Below are 13510 nucleotides of genomic sequence, written 5' to 3'. Positions count from 1 at the left end.
GATAAAATGAACTTTTCTTGGGAACGTGAATTATCTGGATTTTCTGATGGAAAAATAGATCAAACAACAGAAAAATATTATAAGGATCTTCAAAATCAGGCTGTACATCTCATAGCAAAAATAAATGCAGAAAATTTTTCAGAGAGTATTTCGAAACTTCATGGAATTGACGAGAAATGCCAGCTGCTGTTTTTCTATATAGGACATATGGAGGAAGAATGGTTTAGAGACAGTTCTGAAATGATTACCTGTATTGAAGCAGATTACTTAAAATCCTATTTGGAAAAACTACCTGCTCAACAAGCATACGAAAAAGGGGCATTACTTTATACAGTAAGTTGAATAAAATAGAAAGTGGTAAGGATTCAATTTCTTAAATCATGTTTAAAATTGTGAAAAAAAATGGGGATGGGACAGATGCTTGTCACGCCCCATTTTTTTCATATCTGGCTGAAAAACGTGACCTCCATAAATCCTGGAAGCTCGTATACTAAGAGTATAAATAGAAAGCTCACAGGAGGAAATCAGCAATGAAATGGCACAATCTAAAAAAAGAAGACATTACTCGAAGTTTAAATATATCATCTGAAGGCATGAATCAGAAAGAACGATTGATGAAGCTTCAAAGCGAAGGACCAAATAGTTTATCAGAGAAAAATGAATTGAAGACTTGGCAAAAGCTGGGAAAGCATTTTATCGATTTGTTAATGATTGTATTGATGGTTGCTGCATTGCTGAAAGGTATTACGGGAAGCTATGTTGAAATGGGTATAATTTTAGCTGTTGTTGTGATTAATGGACTGATCGGTTATTTTCAAGAGCGAAAAGCAGAGGAATCATTGAATGGTCTGAAGCAGATGATGGGACAAGAGGCGGTTATCCTTTCAGAAGGAATCAGAAAAACGGTGGATTCTAATACGCTTGTGGTCGGTGATATTGTGGTTCTGCAAAGCGGTGATGTTGTTCCGGCGGATATTCGATTATTGGAGACGCATGAGTTAGTTATAGAAGAATCTGCACTCACGGGAGAATCTTTGCCTGTTGAAAAGCAGGAAGAGGAATTGGCAGAAGATACCCCATTGGGCGATCGAACCAATATGGCATTTTCAGGAACGTTAGTACAGGCCGGTTCAGGAAATGGTGCAGTTGTTGCGACAGGCGATGAGACACAGATTGGTCAGATTAATGCGGCATTACAATCTGTTCAAAAACAGACAACGCCTTTAATTCGAAAAATGAATCAGCTGAATAAGCAAATCTTTAAGGGATTGATGGGCTTTATCGTATTTCTGATTTTTTTCACAACCTTCAGATATGGAATGAATTTCAGCCTGCTTCTTTCTTCTGTTATTGCATTGATTGTGTCTGTGATTCCAGAGGGGCTGCCGGCAGTTCTAACAATGATCTTGTCTATGGGCGTAAAGGAAATGGCACAGGAAAAAGCAATCGTTAAAAGTATGCCGGCAGTGGAAACACTGGGAGCGATGACCGTTATTTGTTCGGATAAAACAGGAACCCTGACAAAAAACGAGATGACTGTTGTGGATATTGTTCTGCCAATGGACAGCGAAGAGGCTGATAGAAAAATGAGTGCTGAAACCAGGCTTTTCTCCATTATGAATAACTGTCAGGATTTGAAACTTCAGGAAGATCAGCAGCTGGAAGAGCTAAGTGGAAACCCAACTGAACTGGCATTGCTGAAATATGTAGATCCGCTTTCTGTACCGTATCTGGACAAACTGGAAAAAATTCCTTTCAGTTCTGCTTACAAGTACATGGCAACTGTTCATCGCAATACGGAAGGTAAAAAAGTGCTATTTGTAAAAGGGGCTCCAGAAGTATTGCTTGAAAAAGCAAAGTTATCCAGTGCTCAACAGAAATATTGGGAGCAAAAAGCCGCTGACTTGGCTAAAGAAGGACGTCGTGTTCTTGGCTTTGCTTCAAAAGAATTAATTGAAAATGAGCTGCTAACGCATGAAATTTTGAATGAGCTGACAATGATAGGGCTGACAGGAATTATTGATCCTCCGAAAGAGTCAGCGATTCATGCTGTCAAAGAAGCACAACAGGCGGGCGTTGCTGTAAAAATGATTACAGGAGATCACAAGGATACCGCTCAATCAATCGGCAGACAAATTGGACTGAATCATACTGCACAGGTATTGGAAGGAAAAGAGATTGATTACTTAACAGATGATGAGTTACAGATGAAAGTAAAATCAGTTGATGTTTTTGCGCGGACAACCCCGGAGCATAAGCTGAGAATTGTAACGGCTTTGCAGCAAAATGGCGATGTTGTGGGAATGACCGGAGATGGTGTGAATGATGCACCTGCGTTGAAAAAAGCAGATATTGGTATCGCTATGGGGATTAAGGGAAGTGAAGTGAGCAAGCAGGCTGCAGATATGGTATTGGCAGATGATAACTTTGCGACAATTACCCGTGCGGTAAAAGAAGGGAGAAGAATTTTTGATAACTTGAAAAAGACAATCAATTTCTTCCTGCCGACAGCATTAGCTCAAGGACTGATTGTAATTTTTGCTCTTTTGACTAATCGGGAACTACCTTTGACACCAGTTCAAATTCTTTGGGTGAATATGGTGACAACCATTACATTGTCTTATGCACTTGGTTTTGAGCAGGCGCATCCGAAAATTATGCAGCGGATGCCGAGAGATCCAAAAGAGCCGATTCTTTCTGGCTACAGCCTATTTCGAATTCTGTATGTATCTCTGTTGATTACGATTCCTGCCTACCTGCTGTCAATGCAGTATGACAGTATTCAGGTACAACAGACCCTACTTTTACAAAATATTGTACTGGCACAGGCTTTTTACATGATTAACTGCAGAGAGCTTCTGGACCCGGCAATTAATAAGAACCTGTTTAAAAATCGGGCCCTTTTCATCTCACTTGGATGTCTGGTCATTTTGCAGGGGGCAGTTCTTCTTCTTCCAATCGCACAGAATATGATTGGGACAACAGCACTGTCACTTAGCCAACACCTGCCAATTCTGCTGAATACATTGATTATATTCCTTGTTGTAGAAGTAGAAAAGTTGGTGTCTAAAAAAATTAAAGCAAGAAAAACAGCAAAAGAAGTAATGATTTAATTTAAAAAAGCCTATTTACTGAAAACAGCCAGAATGCTGAACAGTAAATGGGCTTTTTGTATTTTTTAGAGGTAAAAAGGGCGAATAAGCTCCCTGATTTCCTGCATTTCGTTTTGTGTGGGAATGGAAGAGACATAAACAACTGTCTGTTTGGATTGGTATTGCAATGGATAGTTTGAAATAATAATATCATTTTCTTCTAACTGATAATTGCTGAGCTCATCTGTATTCAGGTTTTTTAAATGAACTCTGTTTCCCAGAAGATCCTGCAGTTCTCTGTATAAAAAGCTTTTCCATGCTGGTTCACCTTGGAAAAGAAAATAAGCTGTAATTTGTCGTGGACTGATACTATACAAGGCCTCTTTGATCAGAAACGCTAAGGTATTAATAACATAGCCTGAATCAGACAGATAATCTAATCCATAATTTTTAACTTCTTGACTGATTAACTGGTATAGCTCCGGAAATCGGCGCTGACTCAATGATGAAAGCTCATGATATTCCAATAAAAATTTATCAGAAAGCTGTTTGGATTCAAAATATTTTAGTAAAAATAGCACAAGATTCTCTGTCAAATCTGATTTATCTAAGTTATTTTGATTTAAAGCGGCAGACAAGCCGCTTACAAAACGATTCGCTCCGGCAAACAAATCAGGATATTCTTTTAATAGAAGATTTTTCAAAAAGGCATCAGGAATAACACTGTAATTCCAGCTTTCAATGAAACAGAAAAAGGCAAAGAAATGCTCCGTTTTATTTAACCGAATACCTTCAGAAGCATACAGTTTTTCCAGATCTTTATGATAAAGTTTAAAGAGTGCATCTTCTTCATCAAAATGAAAATCCTCTGTTAAACATCCGGCCTTGATTCGAATTGTATTTATGAAAAACCAGCAGGTGCCAAAAATTTCTTCTGTTTCAATACCAATACCTGCTCGTGAAATTCTTGCAAGAAAATCACGGTAATTGGTTTGATGAATGGCATATTCCTCGAAGAAAAAATTGTTATGAGTAAAGGGCAGAAGCAGACGATGGTAGAAGACACGGATACTTGATTCTTCACCTGTCAAAGAAATAGCGGTGGCAGAGACAGTAATGCGCAGCTGAAAATCTTTTAATTTCTGATTAACTTTTTTAGTGTGGCGTTTTAGTGTTTCAAAAGAAATTCCGTGAGTGTTAACAAAGGTCTGTACTGCGAGTTTTTTTGAAAAAAGTAATTTCTTGATAAGTTGAATACTGATGGAATCCTTCATGAAATATTCCCAGACTTCATTAGTTGTTGCATAGTCAGCAGAAATAAGCGACAAGCCATTATTCCCATCGGCTTCCAGTTGCCATCCCATAGGTAAATCGCTTCTCAAAGATTGGATATCATTAAAAACAGTTCGTTCTGTTGTACCAATATTGGCCGCCAGTTCTTTTGCGGTCAATTGCGGATGATTTACTAAATTTTCGAGAAGACTGATTTTTCTGCTTAAATCTTTTTCAGTAATAAGGTTTTTTGCTAATGAATACATATAATTTTCTCCTCTTGCTTATTAAGTGAAGTATACATTTTTTTATGAAAAGCCTCAATGGGGAACTACCCGTAAATACAATAAAAGCATGAAAAAATATTTTTCTGAAACTGTAGAAAACTTTCTAAAATACATGGTTATTAATCAGAAAATTTGCAATTGGTACGTAATAACTGTGAATTACAAGAAAAGGCCGTACAAGTAATCTCCCGGTTGTTGAAATTCATGTTTAATTTATAGTAGGTCTCTGGCTATTACAGCACTTTGCATCATCATTTTTAAATTTTTATAGCTAAAATACTTATTTTCAAATATAGGAAGAATATTCTTGATGACTCTTTAATGATTTATAATAATTGCTGAAATTGTTGCCGAGCAATCATTTCAGCAATTATCTTCTTTTTTCCTACAATGAACTAATATAGGTATTTAGTGCGGGTTTAGAGAAGTATGACCTAGTAATTTACTTAATGAAGAAATAGCTGCTTAGCTTTCTATAACCGCATACAGCGGAGGTATATCTTAAGGCATAGAAGTTAAAAAATTCAGTATTACATTTTACAATTGTTTTCTTTAAGCTGCAATTAATTACTCTTGATTCCATAAAACTAGCATTGTTTGATGCGATATGCTCTGAAACTATCTGTTTTTTCTTTTATAATAGATAGATGTTCAAATTCTTAGCCAACGTAATCTTGTGAAATGCTCCGTTTATTTTTTGACTATTTATAAGTATTTTTATTTTCTTTAAGTTATCTGGAATAGGAATTCTTTAAAGTGTATGCTTAATATTTATAATATCTTCAGTAAAATCAATATCTGTCCATTTCAACCCGCACAGTTCTCCAATTCTCATTCCTGTTGCTAAACCAATAATAACAGTGGAACAATAGTTTTCTCGAAGTCCATATAATTCAAGCTTTTTGCAAGTGAAGGTACATGTTCTTTGAATATTTAGTGTTTATTGCACACGTCTAAGATATTTTTGAAATATAACAGAAATGTTTCCGGACGTATTATCCTAATATTTTTTTGTGATAAATAGTAAAAAAAACCTAGATACATTATTTTTTATAATAAAAATATTTTTTTCTTACTAAAAAAGCTGATATGATTTCTGAATTTCACCTCGTAGCTAATCTATGTAGATTGTTTTACTTGTTTCTTTATTACTTCCCGCAGCCAGTAATTCATCCATTCTTCTACAAAATAATATTTCTGAATCTTCTATAATGTTATGTTTTTTTGTTGACAATTTTTCACATATTTCTATATATTCATTCCTATAAGTATACTTGTAAACGATTTTTTCTTTTCTATTTTGGGCTTTTTTATACCTGTCTTCCTAGCAGCCATCTTTCCGCTTGCAATTTTTTTCTCCTCTTCTGACCATATATCTACCACTCTCCATTTGACGTTTTTTTTGATAGTCAATAAAATCTTTCTCAAGAAGATATCTTTTAAAATGCTAAAAATAATGATTGTATTTTAAGTTCCTCTCATTTTTTTCTTTTAAATGTTAAAAACATGAGAAATTTTACTTATATTTTATATAGACTTTAAAAAATACGTATATTATAATTTGAATTGTCGAAGATAACATTTAAATTTGATTTCTTGTAATATAAAAAATAATTGTTTATCTGTTTATATCTGAAAAATAATCTAAATAATCATAATTTCAAGATATTATTTCATCGGAAATTTTATTTTTATCTCAAAATAATAAAAGTGAAGGAGGAAGGTACATGTATAACATAGGTGTGAATCATTCAGCGAAAGAATTTGAGTCTACATACATAGAGAATATAGAAAAGAATAGATACAATGTCTTGCAAGTTGATAACGAAAATATGGATAAGGTTGTAGACAATCTGGATGGAGTTGTTCTTAAAGAAGATAGTGATCAGAATATTGGTGTAATCTGCGGGTTGATTATGAAAATCAAAGAAAAATCTAATCCGCTTATCTGGGTTCTTTCCGATCAGCCATCTGCCCTTCAAAAAGTTCTTTATCTTCAACTGGGAGTAGACGGTACATTTACTTCAGAAACAGCTCCTGAAGAAGTAAACCTGATTATCAGAAATTCATTGAATCGTTATCAAAAAGTGAAAAATAAATCAACAGAGCCTGAAATTGAAAAAGGATTGGGGATTGAATTGCTGCCATATAACCTGAGTATCAAACTAGAGGCAACACAGCAGGAAATTCCTTTAACCAAACTGGAATTTCAATTGATGAAGCTGTTGTATGACAATTTGCATGTCGGCGTTTCGTATAAAGAGATTTACGAGTATGTTTGGCAAAAGCCATATAAAAATAATAAATACAGAGTAGCAAATCTTGTCTTTCATTTGCGATCCAAATTGGAAGGTGCCGAAGTTGAATCAGTAGTTATACGAACAGTTCGCTCCAAAGGATATATGTTGTCAGCCTAGTTAATGGAATAAAAACTGGACAACAATCCAATGTAGAAAAAACAAACAATTATATAGTATTTCATTTCTAATCAAAAATCAGAGATCAAAAACACACTATGAAATCTAAAAGATCTCCTTTTTGAAGAAATTGAAATAAATGTGTTGTCTATCATCAACACGCTATTTTTGAGGAAAGGAGGAAAATAATGAAAATTGGAAGAAAGCTTCAATATTTTATAAAAGCTGGTGTAGTTGTTACGATGCTATTTATATTTTTGGGTACTGCTCAAAAAGCTGAAGCAGGCACAGTAACTTCCTGGGCAGAGTTTGTTTCGGAACTTCAAAATCCTGATATTTCAGAAATAACTTTAGGAGGTCCTATTACAAAGCCGACGGGAGGAGCTACTCCTGGAACCATTTCCAGAGATATTACGATTAATGGGAATGGCAACACTATAAATTTCTTTACAGGTACTGTTAATGGTGTGATTTTGGGGAATGTCGGCAGTCCAACGACGTTGACTTTAAACAATGTGGATTTGCATAAATACACAACTCCCGCAACAGCAGTTTTTTCTGGTAATGGTACCAATTGGACGATTAACCTGAATTCAGTAACGACTGGAACGCAGACAACAACAGCTCAAAGTGCTATTTTGGATGCTGTGGGTGCAACAGTAAATATTTCCGGTACAACAAAGCTGCGTATGCAGTCGAACACAGATATTCCTCATATTAAAGCCGCATCATTAAACATATTAGATGGAGCAGATGTTACATTTGCTCAAACATCCAATCGACATGGTGGTGCTTTTCAAGGAAATACAGTGACGGTTGGCGAAAATGCAACAGTTGATTTAGGGACATGGACGACCAATGGAGCAGCTGCAAACTATAACTATGGCTTGAATGCTGCGACAAGTGTTGTACTTGAAGAAGGTGCTTCTGTAAAAACTGGTACTATTTCAGCAAACTACACGAGGGTAATCAATACAGGTTCATTTACTGCGAAAACAAATTCAACACTTGAAGCTGCATCAACTTCGACTTATGCAACGGTTATTGCCACAGCAGGTGATATCACAATTGAAGACGGAGCAACTGTAAAAGGTTCTTCGACAGGTGTTAACAATACACAGATTGATGCTGCCGGCTCAGTAAATGTCTTAAGCGGCGGAACATTGGATCTAACTGCCAGTGGGGCAAATACTACGCAAGTAAAAGCTGGTGCTGCTGAGTTTATCGTTCGTAATGGAGCTAACCTTAATATTGAGTATACCAATACAACCAATACAACGAGTTACTCATTTTATGTGAATAAATTTATTGTAGAGGACAATACAACGTTTAAACTTACTCCAACAGGAACTGGTCACCGTATTTATGGAACCGGCTTTACTGTAGGAAAAGGTGCCGATGTAGAAATTACCAGCAATTCAGCAAATAGTGATGCAGTTATCTTTCTTATGGAAGAAGCAGATGTACTGATCAAGGAAGATGCAAAAGTAGCAATTACCAACAATGGTACATCTACTACAGTATCTACTAGTACAAACTATGCTGCCGGTGCACAAGGTTCACATGGTATTTATGGACTGATTTCCAGCTTTACGATGGAAGCTAACTCTACACTTGACTTGAATGCCAATACAATTGGCTACTGGGTAAGAGGGAGAAACTCATTAACGATGTCTGATGGGGCTGTTTTTAATGCCTATTCAAGAACTAGAGAAGCTTTAGCTTTGTGTTATGACTTTGGTGATGGAGCCAACGCAAATACTCCATCGACAATTAATATTTCTGGTGAAGGTACTCAATTGAATATGGACTCTGGGAATACTTCAATGACTGCTAACAATGGAGCAACCATGCGTGTTCAAGGAGACGGAGCTGAGTTCAATCTGTCAGATGGAGCAGAGCTAAACAGTAAAGGGCTCCGTACATCTGCTTTGCAGATACAGTCATTAGGATCTGTGTTTAATGTGAGAAACGGTGCAAAACTAAAACTTCTTAAAGATTCAACTGGGGTGGCAAACTATGATTTAGGTTCAGCTTTACGTTTCCGTATCAGAGGAGCGATGACTTTCAACATTGATAATGCTGTTGTAGATATCACTAGTAGAGCAACTACCGCTTTTGGTATTCGGATGTATGGTGATGGTAATGGTGTGAATGTTACAAACGGTGGACAGTTACGTATTACCAATGAAGGATATAATGGCTCTGCCTCTAATAATAGTAATGGCGGAATAGAATACACGGGTACAGGGTTCTTCTATTTGGAAGGGAAAGACAGCTTGGTAGATATTACTGCTGCCGACGGTCCGGCAATTTTTTCTACATCTGCATTAAGTGCAGATGTTGGTCCGGGTACAAACTTTATTCTAGAAGGAAGAAGTTCTTCTGCAAATAGCGGTGGAGCAATTGAGGCAGGTACATTAACCTTTGATTTAAATGCTCCTAAGTATTTCGATATGAGAAATAATCGTCCTGGTGGTGGATACACACTTTCGGGGGGACCAAGTTCGAGAATGACTTCTACACAATCAGATTTGTCAGTATGGAAAGTAGGTTCAAATCTTAACGGAAATCCATTTAGATCATGGTCTATTTTTGATTATACGCTGACTGGTGCTGATTTTGTTACGATAGCCAGTACGAATGTTCCTGACGAGTTTAATACAACACCTACTTCTTATGGAAATATTGGGGCACGGGCTTATTCACGGATGAGTGCGAATAATGCTTCGGCAATTATTGATGAACTCAGAATTCCAACCAATGCTGACAAATTTATCTTTGGGCATGCTTCTGTTCCGGAAGGACTAGATGACATCCGAGATGCTTGGACAGATGAGGTATACATTGAAGTGCAAGTTTATAATCCTGATGGTTCACCAGCATTTAAAACAACAGGTGCTAGTGTCGGTAAAGACGACACCAGTCCGGGGCTGAGTGTTTATGGAGAAGATCCGCGCGGAGGAATATTTGTTATTCCAATTCCAGATGGTCAATTTGCTGTTGAAGGAATGACAGCAGAAGTCATTGCTGCATGGCGTGGCGGAGCCGATTCAACATCTGATCGTGTCCATACAAGTGAGGCTGATGATATCTTAGCGGGGACTGTCAAAACAATTGATGTTACACCTCCAGTTCAAGTTGTTTCATCAACCGATTTAACCAATGCAACCAAACAAATTTCTGGAACTGGCGATGAAAATGGTGCGAAAGTCTTTGTTAAGCTCAATAATGAATGGCTGGAAGACAGTGATGGTAATTTGGTTACTACAACAGTTGCAAATGGACAGTGGCTGATTAATTTGCCTGCATATGTAGAAGAGGCAGATAAAGTAGATGTTTACCTAAAAGATAATACACTAATCGATCCTGTTCCAGAGTATGTTCTACCAGTAAGCTATACACAGGAGCCTGATGGTATTTATGGAAATATCAACAAAGAAGTGGACGGTTATGATGCTTTTGAGGGATATCATGATGCTGTAATTACGGGTGATGCCGATTATCGTTTCGATAAGGCTTTGCGTCTTACAGCTAATAATGTAATTCCGGAAGATGTTTCACTTGTAAAGGATGCGAAAGTATATCGTAAAGATATAGAAGTTTCCGATGCACAAGTTGGCGATACAGTGGAATATTCTTTAACGGCCAAAAATTTGACAGCTGACACATTCTGGAATGCTGTTGTTTTGACAGATGTTCTGCCAAGTCAGGTTGATTTTGATTTAGCAACTGCTGATGTAAAAATTGACGGAACTGCTGTGACAGAAGATCAGGTAGAGTATGACGAAGCAACTCGTACATTGTCTGTAAAAGTAGGAGATATAACGACGAATAAAGTAGTTGTTACGTTTAATGTGAAAATTAATACGACTGGTGCTGGAGCAACTATTATAAATAAGGCAATAGCCGATGGTGAATCTTTACGTGAGACACCGTTTGTTCCCGGTCCAGTGAATCCTGACTCTGACCATGAGCCAATCACTACTGAGTCCAATGAAAATAAATTATTGGATGTTTATGGAACATTGAGTTTAGTTTCAGCTCCAAGTGAAATTGACTTTGGAACAAAAACTACTGGAAGCTATGGAGCAGTTTTTGCTGACCAGCCAACATTTGATACAGCTTTAGTTGTGAATGACAGCCGTGCTACTGCTTCAAACTGGACATTGACAGCGACAGTTACCAAGGTAATGACTTCTGTGGATGATGAAAACTATACGTTGCCAACTTCATTGAAATATAAAAATGATGATGGAATAGAAACAATGAGCTTAGATCAGGCAGTTATAATCACCCAACAGACTGCCGCAGGTGACTATAATGTCAGTCAGTCGGAATGGGAAAACAAAGACAATGGCTTTGTGATGGATGTTTCTGCTACGCAATATCGAAAACTTGGTGAGTACCAAGCTGTCATTGAGTTTACTGTTGCGGATACGTTTATACCATAAAAAGGAGGTAATAGTGTTGAAAATGAAAAAATTGTTCCTACTATTATCGTCTCTGATTATGGTAATAGGGTTTACAGTAGTTGGAAACACAGCTTTTGCTGAAGGTAACGGCGGTCAGGTTCAGACCAATGGACAAATAACGTTCTATGAAGATGAACCGGAGCCTTCCAGCTCCGAACCGCCTGTTTCAAGCAGTTCGCAAGAACCTGTACCTTCGGTCAGCTCTTCTGAACTGCCGGTAACCAAACCGGCTGGGAAATACCCCTCTACAGGGGAACTGGTGAAGAAAAGTCTGTCCATCAGCGGAGCAGCTCTGATTGTTGCTGCCTTCCTCTTATTCCTTTATAAACGCAGGAAAAAGGAGGCAGAAGAATGAAACAGACGTTAACACATCTGCTTGGCTGTCTAGTTCTTGGGAGCGTACTCTGTGCAGCACTTCCTGTGTCTGCACAGGCGGAAACCTCAAGTACAGCCGGCAATGGCCACGTACGGTTTGCTGGGGATGAAGGCGACGGGCTGGTCAAGGATCCGGAACATCCGGATACACCGGTGGATCCGGGTGAAAGTCCAAGGACCAACGGAGACCTGCGCATCGAATTTGTTCCGCAGCTGAGCTTCTCAGCGAATAGGCTGTCATCAAAGGATACCAGTTATCCGGTCAATGCCCAGCTGTTTCACGACGGTACGGCAGCCCGGGGAAACTTTATCCAGATTTCGGATTACCGGGGTGGTGCTTTAGGCTGGACGTTACAGCTTCGGCAGGAGATGCAGTTTTATAATCCTGACACCCCGAACCGACAGCTGGATGGTGCCGTGCTGTCTCTAGATCAGGCGTGGACTAACTCCGCCCAGACAGCGGTTCAGGCACCGGTGGTGTCCAAAGAAGTCATTCATCTGGACAATATCGGTTCTACCTATAATCTGGCAGAAGCTGCCGTGGGTACAGGTTCAGGTACCTGGTCGATTTCCTTTGGGGCTTCAGCGGAGAATCCATTAGGATTAACCAGTACATTGACCCCTAAAATAACGGAAGATGGTCAGCCTGTCGTTGATGCGGCCTATGAAAACCAGCAGGTTTATGAAAACAGCGCCATCAAGTTGTCCATACCGGGGGCAACCAAAAAGGACCCGGTTACTTACACAACGGTGTTAACTTGGATATTAGCCGAGTTGCCATAAATAAAACACACACAAACTAGGAGGAAACACACATGAAATTATCACACAAATTATGCGGCGCTGCGTTAGTAGCAGCAGCAGGACTGGCACTTGCGTTGCCAAATGCTACAAAAGCGGTAGAAGATCCAAAAACTGGTACCGGGCATATTGCTTTCACATCTGACACTTCAGGTGTACCAACAATCACAGATCCAGGTTCTTCTGATGGTACACAGATTACAGATCCATCTATGGTAAACCCAGGTGATTTCGGAATGATCTTCGTAACACCATTAGAATTTGGCGAGCACAGCGTGGCTGGTATAGGTTCTCAAACAACTTGGAATGCTGAATTATTTGCAGCAAACAAAGGTAATGCTGATGAATTTGACGTACAAAACTTTGTATCTTTCCAAGACTTCCGTGAAGCAGCGGATCACCAATATACATTGCAAGCAGAAGTATCAGAACAATTCAAAACAGGTACAGGTGTGCTATTAACTGGTGCGACAATCCAATACAACAACATGTGGTTAAGCAACAACGGTGGAGCAGCTGAATTGGATCCTGCAGGCGTAACAACAAGTGCAGTAACATTAGCCGGTGACACTGGTGAAAAACAAACATTTATCGACAACCCAGCAGGTGGTGCAGGGAAAGGATACGGACAATTCGAATTGAACTTCGGTACAGCATCTGATGCAACTGGAGCAGAATCAGTTGTTCTTGAAATTCCAGTAACAACAGCGAAAAAAGGGGATTACACAGCAGTAATCACTTGGACACTTGCGTCTGTAAACTAAGAAGATTTAATGTGTTGGAGGGCGTCG

The 13510-nt window shown here is 38.4% G+C and carries 9 protein-coding genes; 7 read left to right on the top strand and 2 right to left on the bottom strand.

Annotated elements, in window-relative coordinates; all coding sequences use genetic code 11:
- Positions 1-6 precede the first annotated feature (6 nt).
- Positions 7-342 (top strand): DUF7006 family protein, encoded by a 336-nt coding sequence (locus tag LI951_RS10580; protein WP_202067058.1) that lies wholly within the window; start codon positions 7-9, stop codon positions 340-342.
- 188 nt (positions 343-530) lie between these two features.
- On the top strand, positions 531-3113 hold the full coding sequence (locus LI951_RS10575; protein ID WP_229442113.1) for an HAD-IC family P-type ATPase: 2583 nt from the start codon (positions 531-533) through the stop codon (positions 3111-3113).
- Positions 3114-3178: 65 nt separating this feature from the next.
- Here LI951_RS10575 and LI951_RS10570 read toward each other — a convergent pair whose 3' ends face one another.
- Together LI951_RS10570 and LI951_RS15410 are read right to left on the bottom strand one after the other, a co-directional pair.
- Positions 3179-4630: a helix-turn-helix domain-containing protein gene (locus LI951_RS10570; protein WP_202067056.1), complete on the bottom strand. Its 1452-nt coding sequence runs from the start codon at positions 4628-4630 to the stop codon at positions 3179-3181.
- Positions 4631-5402: 772 nt separating this feature from the next.
- Entirely contained in the window at positions 5403-5504 is a 102-nt protein-coding gene (locus LI951_RS15410) for a tyrosine-type recombinase/integrase (protein WP_420705931.1), read from the bottom strand.
- Positions 5505-6378: 874 nt separating this feature from the next.
- On the opposite strand from LI951_RS15410, the gene LI951_RS10565 reads away from it, so the two are divergent.
- The 5 genes from LI951_RS10565 to LI951_RS10545 all read left to right on the top strand — a co-directional run bounded on the left by LI951_RS10565 (position 6379) and on the right by LI951_RS10545 (position 13483).
- Complete coding sequence (locus tag LI951_RS10565; RefSeq protein WP_202067054.1) at positions 6379-7068, top strand: winged helix-turn-helix domain-containing protein; 690 nt, start codon at positions 6379-6381, stop codon at positions 7066-7068.
- 188 nt (positions 7069-7256) lie between these two features.
- Positions 7257-11522, top strand: coding sequence for an isopeptide-forming domain-containing fimbrial protein (locus LI951_RS10560; protein WP_229442112.1), 4266 nt, complete (start codon positions 7257-7259; stop codon positions 11520-11522).
- A gap of 22 nt (positions 11523-11544) precedes the next feature.
- Positions 11545-11898, top strand: a complete 354-nt coding sequence (locus tag LI951_RS10555; RefSeq protein ID WP_229442161.1) for an LPXTG cell wall anchor domain-containing protein — start codon at positions 11545-11547, stop codon at positions 11896-11898.
- On the top strand, positions 11895-12701 hold the full coding sequence (locus LI951_RS10550) for a WxL domain-containing protein (protein WP_202067052.1): 807 nt from the start codon (positions 11895-11897) through the stop codon (positions 12699-12701). Before LI951_RS10555 ends, LI951_RS10550 begins: the two co-directional genes overlap by 4 nt.
- 32 nt (positions 12702-12733) lie before the next feature.
- Positions 12734-13483, top strand: coding sequence for a WxL domain-containing protein (locus LI951_RS10545; protein ID WP_229442111.1), 750 nt, complete (start codon positions 12734-12736; stop codon positions 13481-13483).
- Positions 13484-13510 lie beyond the last annotated feature (27 nt).

Origin of the sequence: Enterococcus sp. BWT-B8, from assembly GCF_020567625.1 — a bacterium.
Taxonomy (GTDB): domain Bacteria; phylum Bacillota; class Bacilli; order Lactobacillales; family Enterococcaceae; genus Enterococcus_L.
This window is presented reverse-complemented; position numbering and strand designations above follow the sequence as displayed.